We start from the raw sequence: 17,861 nt of genomic DNA on the forward strand, positions 1-17,861 counted from the left end.
CTTTGTGGTTATTCAAATGGTGATTCTGTTGGCTCAAATACACTTAACGTTGCCTGAATGCAGTGCTCAGCATATTGAATTTCACAGGAAAATTGCCCAAGTCCTTCATGAAAATATTGTTGTTCTATTTGAATGATCAATCGAGAACCCAAGGCGAAATAAGGAATCGGTAAATTTAACTTACGCGTTCCCAATAAAAAACCGACTTTTGGTGCTTGTTTTGACTGCTGACCTTGCCAGCCTGAATAAGCACTAATCGTTTGTGCCATAATTTCAATGCTTGCCCATGTCGGCAAACCTTCTGCTTCACAAAACATCAGCTCTGGCGTAATCGTGAGTTCTGCTTGCGCCCGCCCTTCTGCAACCTCGATTAAATGGTCAATAAATACCATCGGTTGCTCATGAGGAATATATTGAATTGCATCCAGTTTCATTAGGGTTTCACTCCAAAAACAAGACTAATATTACTTCCCCCAAAAGCGAAAGAATTACTCATGACATAGCGAATGGGCTGTGTTAACTCGGATTCTTGCACATAGTTTTGGTCAGCCAAATCTGGATCAACCTCACCACTTTGATGTAAAGGCAACCAACTTTGATCTTTTAAAACTTGCTCACAAATAAAAGCTTCGATGGCACCCGCTGCACCGAGGCAATGTCCAGTTTTATGTTTGGTACTACTCAAAGCAACTTGGTAATCACCAAAAACTTGCCTTACAGCCTTAATTTCCATTGCGTCATTTTGTGGAGTTGCTGTTCCATGCAAGTTGATATAACCCACCTCTTGAGCGGAAATATGTGCCATATCTAATGCACGTTGCATAGCTAAAGCAGCACCTTTACCTTCAGGGTGCGGGGCCGAAATGTGCCATGCATCCATAGATTCACCCGCTCCCATTAACATGACAGGGGCTTGTTCTTTACTTAGTACAAAAAACGCAGCGGCTTCACCAATATTAATACCATCACGGTTTAGACCGCAGGGTTGGCAAATATGTTCAGATAAACTCTCTAGACTATTAAATCCATTTAGAGTCAACTTACACAAGGTATCGACGCCACCGACTAGCACAACATCAGCTAAATCTGCGTGAAGTAATCTCTGCCCTGCAGCTAATGCTTTAGCACTTGAAGAACAAGCTGTTGAAATCGTATAGGCTGGCCCTTCCCATCCTAAGTACTGCTGCAATGCTTTCGCTAAACAACTCATTTCTTGAGGATAATGAGATATCGATAGATCGGTTTTCCCTTGAAAATATTGCTTAAGTAACAATTCATTATCTGCAATACCAGAAGTAGATGTGCCCACCACAATGGCCAAACGTTTATTTTCAAAGGATGCCGTATAAGCTTTTAACTCTGTTTCAATTTCGGATAATGCGGTTAATGCAAAACGTAGATTACGTGAATCTACAGACTGTAAAGCATCAGGTACGCTCGAACATAATGGATATGTATATTGTCCCACCCAAACATCACGATCAGCGATTAAATCATCTCGCAAACTCAAGGTTTGCTGCGGCTGTTGTAATGCCTGTTTAATTTGATTAAGTTCGCAGCCTAATGCAGATAAACCAACACTAAATTGTATGCCTACTACCATTGGAGCTGCATTTGCTGAAGGTAAATGTTTCATGGCGTAGAACTTTCTTCTGTCTGCAAGGTGTTCTCAATCGAACTCAGCGTCATGGTATAAGGGACTTGTTCATTAATCAATTCAATGCTTCCTTGTCCCTGTTTAAGCTGCAATACAGGTTGCTTTTCAATATAAACAACCTGCTTGTCTGCTTGTTGTTTCATCTCTACAGCTTGCTGCCCTAAATGCGAAAACTGAGGGTATGTCGCAAACAAAAGGTCACGCACTACAAACTCAAAAGGCAATAAACGCATTTGATCAATACGCTGTTCAACATGAACCCGATGCCCATCAAACTGTAACTGAAATAATTGCTGCCCTGTCAAGCTCAAAGCGACCATATCCAGTACAGCACCCTTTTGCTGTTGATATAACAAGAAGCTAAAACTTTGCTGCTTCCACTGAACTTCAACCTGATCTTGCCGTTGATAAGTCTGAGCTTGCCATAGTGGACTTTGCAATCCTTTGGCATGTGGCATGACCTGACAACCATTTAAAAATATAAAGCTACTGAGTAATATCGTTGCCCATTTGCGTTGCATGGTTATCCCTCAAGTACCTGTTCTTGCGCCAAGCCTTCACGACAATATTCTGCCAAGGTGCTGAGTCTACGTTTGGCATTTTTATGAATCGGATTTTTTTCATCCCACGCATAACCAGCCAATAATGAAGAAATCATACGGCGAATACCTTCATTTTGATTTTGCGAGAACACCACATCTTGGAACTCGCCTTCGTACCATGACTCAACATAGGCACGAAATACCTGAATGCCGCGGCGTAATGGTTTTTCATATTCTTCTAACCAGTCGACTTGCTCACCTTGTAAAACTCGTTCAACCAAAGGAACCGCCAAACTTGAAGATTTAAGAGCAATCGTCACACCTGATGAAAAGACCGGATCAAGAAATTCACCCGCATTACCTAATAGCGCATAGTTGCGGTCTGCCAAGTGTTTTACATTCGCTGAGTAGCCCACCAAAGTACGCACTGGTGTATCAAACTTTGCATGGCGCAAGACATGTGACAAGCTTGGTTCATCGGCTAAAATGCGTTTGAACATTGCTTCAGGTTCATTATCCAAAGCATTTTCAACTGTGTATTTATCAAAAAAGTCTTGTTCTGCAACGATACCAAAAGAAGCCCGTCCATCTGCAAATGGAATCAGCCAATACCATGCGCGATGATCTTTTTCATGCACCGTAATTAAAATTTTATTACGGTCAAATTCAGGATCATCTGTAATTCCATCTTCAATATGGGTAAACAGTGCACGTCGTACCGGAAAATTTGATGGGCTCTCTAAATCTAATAACTTTGGCAAAATTCGCCCAAAGCCACTCGCATCTAATAAGAATTTAGTTTGAATCTGATAACGCCGTTGTTCTTCATCGATTACTGTAATTAAAGGCTGTTCAGATGCAACATCAACATCTAAAACCTCATGTCCAAAGCGTATATCAGCATCATAAGCTTGAGCCTGCCTTGCTAGCAAATTGTCGAAATCTGCACGGCGAACTTGCCAAGTCGTCCCCGGACCATCGGTAAATTTTTCTGTAAAGTCATAAAAACTACGCTGTTTGCCACGTAGAAAAGCTGCCCCATTTTTAAATTGAAAAGCATATTGTTCAACATGCTCACGGACTGTTTCTAATAAACCAGCCTCTTCTAAAAATCCCATAGACTGCGGTAGCAATGATTCACCAATCGAAAAACGAGGAAAATGCTGTTTTTCGATGACTGTAACGGTATAGCCCTTTTTTCGAAGAAGTGCAGCAGCAGAACTACCTGATGGCCCAGCCCCAATAATCACGACGTCAATTTTTTCTATAGTGCTCATAGCACAACTTCCTTTTTAATTTATTCAAATTATGAATGGTCTTGTAAATTTACAATATGTTTTTCATCTGCGGGGGTTAACAAAGTCGCATAGATAAACGAGAAAATAACCCCGAATAAAACCGTTAAACCAAAGCAATGAATTGCATAAGTATGGCTAAATGAAAGTAATCCAAAGCCAAGTAAGGTCGACATCATACATAAAAATAATGCCATTCCAACTACTTGTGGGTGATCATGTCCATGTCGGTAGAAAATTGCATAGTCGACACCAATCCCAATAATCAGGAAAGTGGCCATAATACTAAACAAATTTATTTCAACGCCTAACCATGCCTGAATAGCAAAAGTGCTCAGTAATGCCAAGCTGACTGGCAGGACCAATGGCACAATCGAACTTAGTCCATAAATAAGCGCTAAACCAACCGCCAAACCAATTAAGGCATAAATCAGAAGATGTTGAGCCTGCACTCGATGTTCAGCAAACATTTGCGACATTTCGCTAATCGGTTGTTGGAAATGTATATGATTATTCTGAAGCTGCTTTAACACGTCAGGCTGTTTCGCCCCTGTCACCATCACTAATCGTTCATTGGCTTGAGGTTGTAGAAAAGCTAACGGGTGATCTTTAAATACAGTAAAATCTAATAACGGTTGTGCTGTCAGTTGCTGTTGCCACTGTAAAACATCAGTGACATTTAGCCCCATACTTTGAGCATATTGCTGCAAAGTCGCTTTTGGAATATTTTTTAAAAGTTGTAGATTATTTTGCTGCTCTGCCAATGGTGGAATCCATTGTCCCAAAGCTTGAAATGCACTAATTTTCCCTTGTGATTGTAACTGTTGCAAATGTCCAATCAGTTGCTGCTCTTGTTGCTGCATTTCATTTGCCGATGCTGCACGCACCACAAAATAATCACTACTTTGTTGCTGGCCAAATTGCTCACGAACCGCTTGGTCCTGCTGCTTTAAACTCGCGTCCATACCTTGTAAATTACGAATATCATCGTTACTTTTAAGATAGAAAAGACTCACCGTACCTACTGCTAAAATGATTGCAATCAAGCTATAACGGACTGTGGTTCGTTGCTGAAACCATAACCGTGCTTGTCCAATCCACGACAGGGCTCGTATAGCTGGCTGGGCATTGAGTGCAGGTAATCTTGGTAATAGTAGAACACTACTGATCCACGCCGCAGTTAATCCTACAATTGAAAAGACTGCAATCTGCTTGAACCCAGGAAACGGAGTAAAACTCAAAAAGATGTAAGCAACCAACGTGGTCATTAAGCCCATAAACAAACTTGGTAATAGCGGTTTTAAAATTTGAAAACCACCAAGCTTTCTATGCTGCGATTGCATCGCCATAAAATAAAATGAAAAGTCGACACAGACACCAATTAGACTCGCACCAAAAACCAATGTCATCAGGTGAATTTCACCAAACACCCAATGTGTGACCGCAAATGCTACAAAGCTTCCGGTCGAAACCGCAATAAACTCAGTCGCCAAAGGTCGCAGTGAGCGAAAGCCGAACCAAACCAGAAAAATTAAGCCTAATGTCGAGCCAACACCAATGGTTGAAATTTCCTGTTTAGCAGATTGTGTCCCAAAATTTGAAAATAAAATAGTTCCAGTCCAATGAGATTTTAATCCCATTGCCGCTAGCTTTTGCTTAGTCTGCTCAATCCAAGTAGAGGTCTGTTCTTGATAATCAATATTGTATGGGCTTTGCGTCAACTGTAATACGAAAAGCCGAGAGATACCTTGCTCATGATGAATCGTTGCAAAGCCCTGCTCCATTTCAATATCTTGTTGTGACGGGGTTACCAACTGCATGGCATAACGAGGGAACAATAATAGCGGATCTTGCTTCAGTGACTCAGCAGTGACAGGCATGCCTGGACTCATCATCTGCATCAGACTTTGTTCAGTCAGCGCAGCATAGTCCTTTTTTTGCAATAAGGTTTGATCTTGAGCACTCAACAAGCCTGCGCGATGTTGATACAACTGTTTTGCAAATTGATCAAAATCGAGTTGGGGCTTCAACGGTTGCCACAACTGGCTTTGCTTGGCCTGCGCTGTTAAGAAATGAGTCGCTTGTTGTATCGCAGCTTCATCTTTGGCATCTACCACCACAAATACTTTATTGTTGAGTTGCTCATTCATGTACTGCTGAGTACGTGCAAGTGCTGGGTCTTGCTGCACTTTAGGCAATAACGCAAAAATATTAGTTTGAATATGAATATCTTTATTCAGCCAAGTCACGCCAAGCCCCACCGCAATCAGTAGCAGAGCAATTAACCAAAGCGCGGTGAACTTATTTTGCCAGTTGGAAAATCGCATGCTCAGCAGCCGTTAGAGTCGTCGGTTGAGAAGTCTGGTGACTAAAGCGGATGGTCGTTAAATTATTCGCTTTCTCGGTAATCACGATTTGGTTGACGTACTGTTGCCCTTGAGCATCAACACGCACAAATAACTTTTTAAACAAGCTACTTTTCGGAGTTAAGCTCATGCTCCAACCCGCTGGACTATAATTCGCACTTACTACATTAAAATTCTTTGCCAAAGCCTGTTCATTACCAGACATGAGCTGTAAGAATAAAGTCGCGACCGAACTATATGGCGATTGATCAACTTGTATTTGGCTAAATGTACGCTGAGTTTTCTGTACCAATTTGGTTGGGGTAACAATCAAATCTGCTTGCACAGGTCGCTTGATTTGCCACGCTACACCATAAGATTTTGAGAACAACAAAGAGCCGTTCGATACAAAAGTTTTATTCAACGATGGCAATTTTTTTTGCTGTTCGAAATCAGCACGAACCGTAGGAGACTGTGATAGTTGCTGAAAAATTTGAGTGATCTGTGTTGGCGCTGCATAGACCGCACTTAAACTGCTTATCCAAACAGCAGCACCTAAACCTAAAGTTTTGATGAATTGAGACATCACGCATTCCTCTTCGGTTGAAACTCAGACCATGCATTCAAGCGATCAAACAAAACCTGTGGCGATTGAAAACACATTTCACGAGCTTCAATATTCACCGCCACCTGTGTGGTATAACCTTTGGTTAAACGTTTCCCTGACTCAGCATCAAAAATCAAATAATCAATTTTTAAGCGGTTTTCCCATTCTCTCAAAATGGCCCGAACCCGAATCTTTTGTTCAAACTCAATACCGTATGCATAGCGAACATGGCTTTCAATCACAGGCCATGCATAGCCTGATTCTTTCATCTGCATATAGTTGTAATGAAATTGATCGAGCAATTTACAGCGCGCAATCTCAAAATATTTTAAATAGTGTCCATGCCAAACCACATTCATGGTATCGACATCATGAAATGGAATTTCAATGATTACATCTGCATGCATTGGCTCACCTTATCCCATAAATTCTGGTTGATTAAACAATTCAAGTTGGTCTAAACGATCAACAATCTGTTGTAATTCGGTTTGTAATGGTCGGTCTTCTTCGACAAATGCAAAGCTTTGTAAGGTCCATTGCATAAATGCCTGCAATGTTGGACTTAACTGTGTGGTTAAACCTTTCAGATGAATCGCCTGCACACTCGCACAGCAAAGAGCTGCAATGACTTGCTGTGTTAAGGTAATTACGCGGCTCGCATCACGTGCAGCAATGGTTCCCATGCTGACTTTGTCTTGGTTATGACATTCGGTTGAACGTGAAAAAATTGAAGCTGCCAAAGTGTTTTTTAAGGCTTCAGCCGTCCACGCCGACACTCCAATTTGTACCGCTTTAAAGCCATGATTCAATGGTAAACGTTCAGCCGTTGCACCTGTTAAATTACGTGGTAAGCCATGATTCATTTTATGATCGACTAGCTGTGCAATCTGTCTATCCATCAGGTCAGCAATATTGGCAATCATAATTTTTAAGCTATCCATTGCCTGTGCAATGTGTCCACCGTAAAAATGACCGCCATGCAATACACGCATACCGACTGGATCAATCAATGGATTGTCGTTACTTGAATTCAGTTCATTTTCAATAAACTGACGCAACCATACTTTTGAGTCTTCAAAAACACCAATGATGTGTGGTGCACAGCGCAACGAATAACGGTCTTGCAAGCGTGGACTTTGATGTGCTGTTTGTACTTCACTGTTCAGCCAATCACGTAATTGCTTGGCAATTTGCTGCTGCCCTGGATGAGGTTTTTGTTCAAACAAGACTTCATCAAAATGACTAGGATTGCCCTCTAGCGCCAATACATTCAGGGCGGTAATTAAAGTACTTGCCAGTGCAATCTGCTCTGCTTTTTTATAGTTCAAACAAGCAATCGCTGTCATCACCGCTGTGCCATTCATGAGTGCCAAACCTTCTTTAGGTCTGAGCGTTAAAGGCTGCATACTCTTTTCAGCATAGACTTGAGCAACAGGAACAATTTGTCCATCAACATAGACATCACGCTCACCGACTAATGTTCCCGCAATGTAAGACAACGGCGTTAAGTCACCACTTGCCCCGACTGAACCTTCAGATGGAATGACTGGAATTACATTTTCGTTGAGTAGCCACACCAGACGCTCAAGTAGTGCTATCGATACACCTGAATAACCGCGAGCTAATGAGCATAACCGAGTCACAACTACTGCACGTGCGGTGATGACATCTAAATTTTCACCTAAACCACAACCATGAAAACGTGAAAGATGCAGCGGTAGTTCATTAACCTGATGCAACGGCACTTCAACCAAACATGAGTCGCCATAACCCGTAGTCACACCGTAGATAACCCCTTCTTCTTCAAGAAGCTGATCGAGAAAATCAGCGCCTTTTTGAATCAGTTCACGCCACTCAGACGTTTCAGGTAAAGCAACCTGACATTCGCCTCTGGCTACAGAAACGACATCTTCAATACTCAGTGGTTGTTCACCTACGGTTAACACACGCATGTTATTTCGTCCAAAAATTATAAAAATTAAACCATTGATAAGGGGCACGCAGACAATGCTGTTCTAGAACGGCAACGTACGTTTTAGTGATGGTTTGCATACTTTCAATACGGTTAGCACGGGGTAAATTGATCTGTTCAGCAATTGAATGAATATGCACTTGAAACTGCTGTTGTACTCGATAGCAAAACACTGCAATAACAGGCACTTTGAGTAAATTTGCTAAAATCCATGCACCTTGTGGGAAAGCTGCTGACTCCCCTAAAAAATCAACATGCTGTACACGATCTGACTGCACAGGCACTCGATCTGCCGCCACAATGACCCACTCGCCTTGCTGCATTTTGTCTTGCAGCAACATTGCAGTTTCAATACCCAGCTCATCAACTGATAAAAGACAGACATCTGCCTTATCATTTATTTTTTTCAAAAACTCATTAAATTTGGTCGCGTGCTTTTGGTAAACCAGCACATTAATTTTCTGCGGATGCTCTGACTTAATGGCGCGAAGCAACTCAATATTGCCAAAATGAGAGACAATAATCAGAGTACCTTTTTGATAATGCTGCGAGAAGTTTTCATGTCCAAAAACTTGCAGTTCCTGCTCGGGAATATTACCTAACCAGCCCTCAATCTTATCTAAAATACATTCGCCAAATTGCATGAAATGCGCATAGCTATTTGTCCAATTTGGTTGGTGGTTAAACGGCGACTGTGATCCAGCAAAATGATGCAGTTTTTGTAAATAAAGTAAGGAAGCCTGTCTTGCTGTGGTAGCAAATAACCAGTACCACATAATAACGAAGTACATCACCAACTTGCATAACCAACGTCCACCAAAACGGTAAAACCACAACATCAGCATAAGGGGCAACATGCCACCTCGCTCTTTAATGTCATTCCATTTTGGTGAAGCTGAATCTGTCATAATTAACCTTGCAGCTTTTGTTTTAATAGCTTCGGTAAGCGAATCAACATGCCCATAAACAAAGTTGCATGCGCTTTGCTTAGACCTAAGTTATCTCGCCAAGCATGAAAATGAGAAATACCCTGCTCTGGATAAACCACAGGTGTTGGAACATTAATAAAAGGGGTATTTTCCCATTTTAAACGTACCAAAATCTCACTATCAAAACCCATACGTGGTTGAAATTTAGCACTATTTAACACCTTTATCGTGCTCTCAAGTGGATACACGCGAAATCCGCACATGCTGTCTTTAATTTCAAAAGATAAACTATTTAACCACACCCAAAAATGAGTAATGTAACGACCATATAAGCGCTTTTTAGGAATAGAGGCATCAAAATATGGCTGACCAATTACCATTGCATCTGGATTTTGTCGAGACTGCTCAATAAATTTTGGAATATCATCCCAGCAGTGTTGACCATCTGAATCGAGTTGTAATGCATGGCTTAAACCAAGCTCATAGGCTACACGTAAACCAGTTATTACGGCTTGTCCCTTACCCTTATTCACATCATGCTCAATAAGATGAATTTGAGAATATTGCTCTGCCAATGCTTTTATAATTTGGCTACAAGCATCATCACTTCCATCATTGACCAACACAATCGGTAGATGAAATCTGTCCAGATAAGAAATTAAATCTGCTAAATAATGTGGATGGTTATAAACCGGAACAACAAAGCCGTAATTGGTCTGCATTTTTAACCCTCTACTTCCGTTTGCAAAGCAAATAATAATCGCCCTGAAGCTAGAATCTGTTCTGAATCACGTAGTTCAAAACTCACTTTATGCTCTTTTCGAGCAAGCTTGAGTTGTACCACAGCATACGGACGAATCAGGTTTTGAAATTTTAACTGCTCATACCCCTGACACCAGCTCAAATCAGACCAAATTGATTTAGCAAAATGTTGTAAAAAACCGATCTGCCCAACTCCAGGATAAATCGGTTGTGTTGGGAAATGCCCTTTAAAACAAGCTAACTCGGGTGGAAATTCCAACTCCCAAATGTAGTCATCTGAATTTTGAGACTGTGACATCACCACGGGTTGTAACATAGGCTTAAATAGAGTTTTCAAATAGTTTTTATTGAGTTTGGACTGAGTGTTTTGTGGTAGCTGACTGAGGAAACGCCATTGACGAGGAATCGCGATCGTTTCCAAGCTGTCTTTTAATTGTTGTTTTAAATGGCTGACAAAAGCGGACTTACCTTGCTGTTCTAACTGCTCACGAGTTTGTTCTGTCAGAACAACAATACAACCCAATATTTGACGTTGCTCATGTTCAAGTACCAATACATGACAGTGTTTTACGACATCTAGAGCCTGAATACTTTGCTCAATCGCGTCTAGACTCAAGCGCTTTTCTTCAAGTTTTACAATTCGATCTGTACGCCCCATCAACTTAAAGGTCTGACATGTTGCATCTGTCCATGCGGCGCCATCACCTGTAATAATCCAGTCATTCTCAAAGGCATGGTTACTTTTTACGATGAGCTGTTGGTCTTCAATACGAATAGCCACATTACTAAACGCAGTCCAAGCATCTTCATCTTTAGCACGATGGGCAATACCACCCGTTTCCGAACTCCCCAAAACTTCAATAATCGGACGGTTTAAGAAAGGGCGAACACCACTTTCTAGCTTGCCACCAGAACTAAAGATCATTTGACAATGTTGCAAAATGACATCAGTTGTCCAACGTTTTAATAATGCAGGACTTGAGATCAAATAATTGCTTAATCCCAACGTTTCTAATTGTTTTTGAGCTTGTACCACATCTTCTGGGAATGCCATTTGAGGCGCATAAAAACTTCGACCAGTAGCAAGTGGTAGCAGTAATTTAAACAGTAATCCATAAATATGTTGATGACTAACAGTTGCAATCGCAATTGCATTTTCATCAAAACTAAAGCTCTGACTCAACCCTTGAACTTCATTGAGTAATTGTTTGAGTGTTCTTGGGATTTTTTTAGGTTCACCAGTTGAACCTGATGTATAAAAATAGAGTTGAGCCTGCTCTAAAAAAACATCGTCTAATGTTAAAGGTAAAGGAACAACTTTTTCAGTATTTTGGCGCTTTAAAAAATAAATCTGCTGTGCTGCAAAATCTTGCTCTAGTTCACGTACTCGATTTGGTGGTAAAAGTACTTGTTTTTTTGCTAGCAAAGCAGCAAAGAATAAAACCAGAAATTCATAGCTATCTGCTTCCCATAAAGCCCAAGTTAGATTTTCCATTTGAGCAATTCCAGCAGCTTGTAAGGCCACATCCTGCCAAAAGTAATTAAAACTGGTCGAGTGCAGAGCACCGTCTATACAAAGTGGCTGAGCTGAATCGATGAATTTCTGAAAATGGCAATACATAGTTTTTAATTAATGATTTGAAGAATGTAAACGCTGATGTCGCTTACGCAAAATAAATTCACCAAGGAACAAAATGCCCATCAGCACATAAGAAATAAAGCCATTATAAATGACCCAAACCTGAGTTGAGGTAAAAAGCACAGTGCTTAAAGCAATCAGTGCATTACAAAAAAAGAAAACACACCAAACTTTAGTCACCTGTCTGGTCCACTGCACCCCAGAATCAGGTAAATCAGGTTCAACAAGTCGGGCAAATCGTTCAATCATAGATGGCGGCTTAATCAGTGTCAGGGCAAAAATAATTAATGCACCTAAACTCATACCTACTGGATATAACTTTAACCACGCATGATTATGTGACAATAAGCTCAGACTGCCACAAACAATAGCAAAACCGGTTAAAGGCCATAATAAAGAGTTACCTTTACCAAAAAGTCTGACGACACCCAACCCGATGAGTAATAGGCTTACCCAAATGAATTGACCATGTGTCAAACTCCAACCCACAATAAAGGGATACAGCACAAAAAGTGCTGCTATTATCCCTTTAAGAATAAACTTCATTCAGCAGTCATGTTCTGAATAACCGTCACAACATCCAGTACGGTTCTCACATTTTTAAAGTCTTCAGGCTTTACTTGTTTGCCCGTTAACTCTTTAATTTTTACAACTAAATCAACCGCGTCAATACTGTCGACATCAAGGTCTGAATAAAGATTCGAATCGAGTTGAACAGACTCCGGTTCAATTTCAAACAAATCTTCCATCCATTCACGGAGTTTAGTTAATACTTGCTCTTGAGATAACATCATCACGCTCCTTATGACTTCTGTTGTGCTTCAACTAAAGCAACCAAACTCTGGATTGATTTAAAATGCTGTTTGGTTTCATCCGACTCTGCATTTAAATGAATGTTGTAACGCTTTTTCAAAGCTAGTCCCAACTCAAGTGCATCAATCGAGTCTAATCCTAAACCTTCTCCAAATAGTGGCGCTTCTGTATCAATATCCGCAATAGTGATATCTTCAAGTGCCAAAACATCAATAATCATTTGCTTTAGTTCATCAGCAAGATTGCTCATTTCAAGATAACTCTTCATCAAAAATTTTATAAAAACTACGACTTAACTGACGAACTTGTTTAGGCCCTACGGTTAAATCGTCTAACAAATCTGATACCTGTACCGCATCTAAAACCTTAACCTCGATATGAAATGGTTGAGATGGTACGTGATACCATTTTTCATTCTTGGTTAATGTAGATGGTGTGCAGGTAATAATTACTGGACGAATTGGTACATTTGCGCGAATGGCAATATTGGCTGCGCCTCGCTGAAATTCGTTGAGGGTCATCCCTTTTTCAGTGCGCGTTCCTTCCGGAAAAATTAAAAGAGAAGCCGCATTGTTTTCTTTTAGACGCTTTACACAGTCTTCAACAAACTGCTGAGAACCTGCATTTAAAATATAGCCTGCGCTTTGTACGGGTCCTTTAGTAAATGGGTTCGACCAAAGAGACTGCTTCACGACACAATTAGCCTGCTGCATCATACCAATTAGTACTACAACATCAATCAAAGTCGGATGATTGGCAATCACCAACTCTTGACGACTATTTTGTAGCTTTTCCAATCCTTCTACCGAATAAGTCATGATGCCAAGTTTGACCATCATTTCGGTAAAGCCTTTAAAACTATGTTTAATCACATTTTGTGCACGCTGCTGACGCTCTTCAGAATCAGAGGTTGTCGCATTTAGTACTGGTGCAATCACTGAGGCAATTGCCATACCACCCAGCCCAAAGCTGGCAAAACTAAACCCAGTAGCAGCCACACGCCAGCAATAATTACTTTTTTGCTTGAGGTTTTTAAGATTTAGCATTTGTTCCACCCAAATGCAGATGTTAACTGGTCAGCATCCTGCCAAAAATGAGCAAAAGCAGGAGCATCTGCTTCATCTGTATGCATCCACGCAGTAATTTGTAAATTAGGTTGCTCTAGAGTAACGACAGCAGCCATCGCATAGGCAGAAAAATCGACTGCCTCATCATAAATATTAGGTAATGGCTCATCATAAGCAACGACTAGAACCCGCTTGATATCAGTCATTGACTTTAAAAGTGCATATGCCTCAATCAAACTTTCAGTCCATGAACAGCTTAAGCTTGTAGAGGGAGTATCATCCTGACATAAAATAGAATAAAGCCCGGAAATTGCATTATGAACAGACGTTGAAAATTGTGTAGGCGATGGAGTTTGCTCATTTAAAACATCTTTTAAGATATTTAAAGTTTTGGCCTCATCACCATATTTTGACACCCAAACAATATAATCGGCTTTATTACCATCTAATGCACCGATCGCGCTATTTAAAGCAAGTTTAGCTAAGGCCGATAACCGTCTACGCTGCATCGCAGGGATGCAGTCGAGAGCTGCGTACGAGGGCTGAGCATGTGTAAATATAAGCTGAGCAAGATGTAATGTTACCATGCTAAAAAAAGAACCCTAAGCCACGTTATTCTGTCGAAATATAAATTATTTTATAAAGATGCTGATTATAGCATTCGTTATAAAATTTACAAAAAATTACGTTTATTACTCACACTTTTTCATAACTCTTGGCACTTGCTCATTTATTTGCAATAAAAAACCCAAAGAAAACTTTGGGTTTTTGAACGTTAAAAAGCTTAACGATTAAATTTTTTCTCTGCTTTTTTAAATTTCTGAATGTAGCGACGACGACGCGCAGCAGTACGTTCATCAATTTGACTCTTACGACCTTCAAACGGGTTTTCAGAAGTTTTAAAGTCAATACGAACTGGTGTACCTTCAAGTTTATATACTTTACGGAACACGTTTTCTAAGTAACGACGATAATCCGCAGGAGTCTTATCAACCTTATTACCATGGATCACAATCGTTGGTGGGTTCTGTCCACCCATATGCGCGTAACGCATTTTAATACGTTTTCCACTCACCATTGGCGGTTGATGTGCATCTGTAGCATCATTCAAGATTTGGGTTAATTTCGCAGGTGAAACTTTTAAATGCGATGAATCATAAGCACGGTGAATAGTTGGATACATATCCCCTACACCCGTACCATGCAATGCAGAAATAAGGTGTACTTTCGCCCATGGAATAAAGTCAAAACGACGATCAACATCCAATTTACATTGTTTGCGATCATATTCGGTCATGTTATCCCATTTATTAATAGCGATCATCATGGCACGCCCAGCTTCAAGTGCGTAACCAATTAAATGCAAATCTTGCTCAACAACTCCTTCACGAGCATCGAGAACCACAACAACCACATGTGCATCTTTAATGGCTTGTAGCGTTTTCACAATTGAGAATTTCTCAATCATTTCTTCTACTTTACCCTTACGACGCACACCAGCTGTGTCAATTAATGTGTATTGACGACCATCACGTTCAAAAGGAATATAAATCGAATCGCGGGTTGTACCAGGTTGGTCAAATGCTACTACACGATCTTCGCCAAGTAATCGATTGACCAAGGTAGATTTACCAACGTTTGGACGGCCAATAATGGCTAAACGTAAACCTGTTGCTTTGTCATGTTCTTCTTCACTTTCGTCTTCAGGAACATTCTCAAGAACATCTTCAAGCATTTGCTGCACACCACGACCATGGCTGGCAGCAACTTGTAAAGGTTCACCCATACCAAGCTTGTAGAATTCAACCAAAGCCGCTTCTGCATGAACGCCATCTACTTTGTTTGCAACAAGATAAATTTTCTTGCCCAAAGTACGTAGTTCACGGGCAATTTGCTCATCTGAAGCCAATAAACCAGCACGAGCATCAACCACAAAAATAATGATGTCTGCTTCATTAATTGCCGTTTTTGACTGCTCGGCCATGTAGTTATCAATACCGCCCTCATTTTCACCAATACCGCCAGTATCAACGACAATAAAAGACTTATTCTGATAAGTCGCATCACCATATTTACGGTCACGAGTCAGGCCCGCGAAGTCGGCTACAAGTGCATCACGACTCTTGGTAATCTGGTTAAATAACGTTGATTTTCCGACATTCGGACGACCAATGAGCGCAATAACGGGTTTCATACAATAACCTTAATTCAAGACCAGCCATATCTCATGGCATGAGCATTAAAAACAGTACAGGAGATATATTTTAAGGTCAGAGATGACCATAATAAAAGACGGGGCTTTGAACTGATTTAATTCAAACACCCCGATATTTTTAACAGCATAATTTGTTAAGCGCTTATTTTAGCACAAGCGAACAAAATTAACGATTCTGCCAAATACTTAAATCGCCTTTTCGGGTCGAAACATAAAGTTGGTTTTCGATAACACGTAATGTATTAACTTCACCACTTGTTTTTGAACGACCAATTAACTTACCTGTTGTTGGTTCAACAAGATGTAATACGCCATCTAAATCACCTACAACAAGATCTTGTCCTAGCACAACTGGATTACTTAAATGACGGTTTAACAAACTATCATTTTCCCAGATTTTTTCACCAGATGCTAAATCGTAAGCTGTTAACTTACCATCTGTTGAAGAGACAAATACTTTATTGTCATAAACTTCTGGACGTTTAGTACTGCTCGAATCTTCACTCCAAACGACACGTTGAGAAGCAAGATCGGTTACAGTCACTTGACCTTGGAAACTGGTCGTTACCATAAACTGTCCAGCTACAGTAGGATCACCATCGATATCAATTAAACGTTGAATATCAGAACGACCTTCACTTACCGCAACACGACGTTGGAAACGCGGAATACCACTAATGGTATCAATTGCATAAACATATGCATTCGCAGAAGCAATTAATACAGTACGAGGATCAAGGCTCACTGGTGATGCCTGACCACGCAAACTAAATTGGACATTCGGTAACTTATAAGCCCAAACTTGTTGGCCTGAAGTAGCATCATGCGCAAATACAGTACCATCATTCGCAATGGTAATAACACGTCCAGATTGAACCAATGACGGGCTTAACAATGCGCCAGATAACTGTGCAGTCCACTTCTGTTCGCCTGTTGCCTGATCTAGTGCAAAGAGTTGACCTTTACTGTTACCAACAACAACAATTCCTTCAGCAGCTTCAACACCAGAACTCAAGCCTAATTTGCTGACTTTCTTTTCCCAAATGCGTTGTTTACCACGATATGCAGCTACTTCACCTTTTGGATCAAGAGTGAAAACCACACCATCATTTGCATCAAGTTGCAAACGTAATGGATCAGCTTTATCAGTAGAAGAAACACTACGCGAAAACACTGGCGTTAAGGTCTTTTTCGACTCGGTCAATTTCGGTAGAGGATTAGGTTTAACTTCTTTTACTTTATTACTAGAACATCCCACCAGTACAGCCGATGCGATTGCAATTGCCAAAGGCAGTTTGAATTTCTGATTCATTAAGACTCTTCCACCTGTGTTTCCAAAATTGGGCGCTCAATCTGTGGATCTTCAACTAAAACGCCAACACTTTCGAGTTTAATTTGTAAAATTTGTCGCTCTTGTTTACGTTCTAGTAACGAATTCCAAGCTGCCTGATACGCTTTTTTAGCAGAATCAACATCTTTCTTAGCAACAAAGATATCACCACGTAACTCTTCTACCGTTGCTTTAAATGCAGGATCGACGTTACCAGACAGAGTTTTTAGTGCTTCATCATATTTGTTTTGCGCCAATTGTGCATCTGCTAAACGCAATTTTACAACCTGAATCAAACCTTCATCTTTAACTTTTGAATTTTCAACTTTCTTTAAGGCTTTTTCAGCAGCAGCATAATCCTGTTTTTCATAGGCTAATTTTGCTAATACAAACTGAGTCTGTATGGCCTGAACAGAGTCGATATCATCTTTTACAATTTTATCTGCTGATGCAGTTACTGAACTTAAAGCATTTGGATTATCGGCACTCGCATTTGCCTCATCCATTAACTGCTGTACTTTTGCAGTTTCTACCTGACTAGTTGCCAAATTCTTTTTTTGCCAGTATGTCCACCCAAAAAAGGCAATCAACGCAATGAGAATTCCGCTAATCATGGCAGAACCATATTTTTTGGCGAACGACTTTAAGCTGTCGAATTGTTCTTCATCACTTAAGCTCATGTGATTGT

The 17,861-nt window shown here is 40.5% G+C and carries 19 protein-coding genes; all 19 read right to left on the minus strand.

The genetic code is table 11. The features are described from left to right. Window positions 1-8: 8 nt before the first annotated feature. Window positions 9-434, minus strand: a complete 426-nt coding sequence (locus tag ACS604_RS10015; protein ID WP_004794678.1) for a hotdog family protein — start codon at window positions 432-434, stop codon at window positions 9-11. Continuing rightward, the gene (locus ACS604_RS10020; RefSeq protein ID WP_474771600.1) at window positions 434-1,636 is read right to left on the minus strand and encodes a beta-ketoacyl-[acyl-carrier-protein] synthase family protein; all 1,203 of its coding nucleotides are present in this window, start codon (window positions 1,634-1,636) and stop codon (window positions 434-436) included. Before ACS604_RS10020 ends, ACS604_RS10015 begins: the two co-directional genes overlap by 1 nt. Next, the gene (locus ACS604_RS10025; RefSeq protein WP_267531146.1) at window positions 1,633-2,178 is read right to left on the minus strand and encodes a DUF3261 domain-containing protein; all 546 of its coding nucleotides are present in this window, start codon (window positions 2,176-2,178) and stop codon (window positions 1,633-1,635) included. The genes ACS604_RS10020 and ACS604_RS10025 overlap by 4 nt, the downstream gene beginning before the upstream one ends. A 2-nt stretch (window positions 2,179-2,180) precedes the next feature. Next, window positions 2,181-3,476, minus strand: coding sequence for an NAD(P)/FAD-dependent oxidoreductase (locus ACS604_RS10030; RefSeq protein WP_474771603.1), 1,296 nt, complete (start codon window positions 3,474-3,476; stop codon window positions 2,181-2,183). A gap of 29 nt (window positions 3,477-3,505) precedes the next feature. Continuing rightward, window positions 3,506-5,821 carry an MMPL family transporter gene (locus tag ACS604_RS10035; protein WP_474771605.1) on the minus strand — a complete coding sequence of 772 codons (2,316 nt, stop codon included), beginning with the start codon at window positions 5,819-5,821 and terminating at the stop codon, window positions 3,506-3,508. Next, window positions 5,796-6,425, minus strand: coding sequence for a LolA family protein (locus ACS604_RS10040; RefSeq protein WP_174758246.1), 630 nt, complete (start codon window positions 6,423-6,425; stop codon window positions 5,796-5,798). Before ACS604_RS10040 ends, ACS604_RS10035 begins: the two co-directional genes overlap by 26 nt. Then, window positions 6,425-6,853 carry an acyl-CoA thioesterase gene (locus tag ACS604_RS10045; protein ID WP_174758247.1) on the minus strand — a complete coding sequence of 143 codons (429 nt, stop codon included), beginning with the start codon at window positions 6,851-6,853 and terminating at the stop codon, window positions 6,425-6,427. Before ACS604_RS10045 ends, ACS604_RS10040 begins: the two co-directional genes overlap by 1 nt. Before the next feature lie 9 nt (window positions 6,854-6,862). Then, window positions 6,863-8,398 (minus strand): HAL/PAL/TAL family ammonia-lyase, encoded by a 1,536-nt coding sequence (locus ACS604_RS10050; RefSeq protein WP_474771608.1) that lies wholly within the window; start codon window positions 8,396-8,398, stop codon window positions 6,863-6,865. A gap of 1 nt (window position 8,399) precedes the next feature. Further along, entirely contained in the window at window positions 8,400-9,326 is a 927-nt protein-coding gene (locus tag ACS604_RS10055; RefSeq protein ID WP_474771610.1) for an LpxL/LpxP family acyltransferase, read from the minus strand. 2 nt (window positions 9,327-9,328) lie between these two features. Next, complete coding sequence (locus ACS604_RS10060; protein ID WP_474771612.1) at window positions 9,329-10,069, minus strand: glycosyltransferase family 2 protein; 741 nt, start codon at window positions 10,067-10,069, stop codon at window positions 9,329-9,331. 2 nt (window positions 10,070-10,071) lie between these two features. Continuing rightward, window positions 10,072-11,730, minus strand: coding sequence for an ApeI family dehydratase (locus ACS604_RS10065; RefSeq protein WP_474771614.1), 1,659 nt, complete (start codon window positions 11,728-11,730; stop codon window positions 10,072-10,074). 9 nt (window positions 11,731-11,739) lie between these two features. Next, complete coding sequence (locus ACS604_RS10070) at window positions 11,740-12,294, minus strand: COG4648 family protein (protein ID WP_474771616.1); 555 nt, start codon at window positions 12,292-12,294, stop codon at window positions 11,740-11,742. Continuing rightward, window positions 12,291-12,545, minus strand: coding sequence for an acyl carrier protein (locus ACS604_RS10075; protein WP_080649511.1), 255 nt, complete (start codon window positions 12,543-12,545; stop codon window positions 12,291-12,293). Before ACS604_RS10075 ends, ACS604_RS10070 begins: the two co-directional genes overlap by 4 nt. 5 nt (window positions 12,546-12,550) lie before the next feature. Then, window positions 12,551-12,811 carry a phosphopantetheine-binding protein gene (locus ACS604_RS10080; RefSeq protein WP_000067033.1) on the minus strand — a complete coding sequence of 87 codons (261 nt, stop codon included), beginning with the start codon at window positions 12,809-12,811 and terminating at the stop codon, window positions 12,551-12,553. Window position 12,812: 1 nt separating this feature from the next. Next, window positions 12,813-13,616 carry a lysophospholipid acyltransferase family protein gene (locus ACS604_RS10085; protein ID WP_104075002.1) on the minus strand — a complete coding sequence of 268 codons (804 nt, stop codon included), beginning with the start codon at window positions 13,614-13,616 and terminating at the stop codon, window positions 12,813-12,815. Then, the gene (locus ACS604_RS10090) at window positions 13,601-14,215 is read right to left on the minus strand and encodes a beta-ketoacyl synthase chain length factor (protein ID WP_474771624.1); all 615 of its coding nucleotides are present in this window, start codon (window positions 14,213-14,215) and stop codon (window positions 13,601-13,603) included. The genes ACS604_RS10085 and ACS604_RS10090 overlap by 16 nt, the downstream gene beginning before the upstream one ends. Window positions 14,216-14,412: 197 nt before the next feature. Then, on the minus strand, window positions 14,413-15,822 hold the full coding sequence (der, locus tag ACS604_RS10095) for a ribosome biogenesis GTPase Der (protein ID WP_004794708.1): 1,410 nt from the start codon (window positions 15,820-15,822) through the stop codon (window positions 14,413-14,415). A gap of 187 nt (window positions 15,823-16,009) precedes the next feature. Beyond that, window positions 16,010-17,155, minus strand: a complete 1,146-nt coding sequence (gene bamB, locus ACS604_RS10100; RefSeq protein ID WP_049837905.1) for an outer membrane protein assembly factor BamB — start codon at window positions 17,153-17,155, stop codon at window positions 16,010-16,012. Then, window positions 17,155-17,853, minus strand: a complete 699-nt coding sequence (locus ACS604_RS10105; RefSeq protein WP_004794712.1) for a YfgM family protein — start codon at window positions 17,851-17,853, stop codon at window positions 17,155-17,157. The genes bamB and ACS604_RS10105 overlap by 1 nt, the downstream gene beginning before the upstream one ends. Between the last annotated feature and the right edge of the window lie 8 nt (window positions 17,854-17,861).

The organism is Acinetobacter sp. Li1LvA2 (assembly GCF_056156705.1).

Bases quoted from the DNA above. Each gene is read 5' to 3' on its own strand.
- ACS604_RS10015 (WP_004794678.1), bottom strand. From the start codon at position 434: ATGAAACTGGATGCAATTCAATATATTCCTCATGAGCAACCGATGGTA.
- ACS604_RS10020 (WP_474771600.1), bottom strand. From the start codon at position 1,636: ATGAAACATTTACCTTCAGCAAATGCAGCTCCAATGGTAGTAGGCATA.
- ACS604_RS10025 (WP_267531146.1), bottom strand. From the start codon at position 2,178: ATGCAACGCAAATGGGCAACGATATTACTCAGTAGCTTTATATTTTTA.
- ACS604_RS10030 (WP_474771603.1), bottom strand. From the start codon at position 3,476: ATGAGCACTATAGAAAAAATTGACGTCGTGATTATTGGGGCTGGGCCA.
- ACS604_RS10035 (WP_474771605.1), bottom strand. From the start codon at position 5,821: ATGCGATTTTCCAACTGGCAAAATAAGTTCACCGCGCTTTGGTTAATT.
- ACS604_RS10040 (WP_174758246.1), bottom strand. From the start codon at position 6,425: ATGTCTCAATTCATCAAAACTTTAGGTTTAGGTGCTGCTGTTTGGATA.
- ACS604_RS10045 (WP_174758247.1), bottom strand. From the start codon at position 6,853: ATGCATGCAGATGTAATCATTGAAATTCCATTTCATGATGTCGATACC.
- ACS604_RS10050 (WP_474771608.1), bottom strand. From the start codon at position 8,398: ATGCGTGTGTTAACCGTAGGTGAACAACCACTGAGTATTGAAGATGTC.
- ACS604_RS10055 (WP_474771610.1), bottom strand. From the start codon at position 9,326: ATGACAGATTCAGCTTCACCAAAATGGAATGACATTAAAGAGCGAGGT.
- ACS604_RS10060 (WP_474771612.1), bottom strand. From the start codon at position 10,069: ATGCAGACCAATTACGGCTTTGTTGTTCCGGTTTATAACCATCCACAT.
- ACS604_RS10065 (WP_474771614.1), bottom strand. From the start codon at position 11,730: ATGTATTGCCATTTTCAGAAATTCATCGATTCAGCTCAGCCACTTTGT.
- ACS604_RS10070 (WP_474771616.1), bottom strand. From the start codon at position 12,294: ATGAAGTTTATTCTTAAAGGGATAATAGCAGCACTTTTTGTGCTGTAT.
- ACS604_RS10080 (WP_000067033.1), bottom strand. From the start codon at position 12,811: ATGAGCAATCTTGCTGATGAACTAAAGCAAATGATTATTGATGTTTTG.
- ACS604_RS10090 (WP_474771624.1), bottom strand. From the start codon at position 14,215: ATGGTAACATTACATCTTGCTCAGCTTATATTTACACATGCTCAGCCC.
- der (WP_004794708.1), bottom strand. From the start codon at position 15,822: ATGAAACCCGTTATTGCGCTCATTGGTCGTCCGAATGTCGGAAAATCA.
- bamB (WP_049837905.1), bottom strand. From the start codon at position 17,155: ATGAATCAGAAATTCAAACTGCCTTTGGCAATTGCAATCGCATCGGCT.
- ACS604_RS10105 (WP_004794712.1), bottom strand. From the start codon at position 17,853: ATGAGCTTAAGTGATGAAGAACAATTCGACAGCTTAAAGTCGTTCGCC.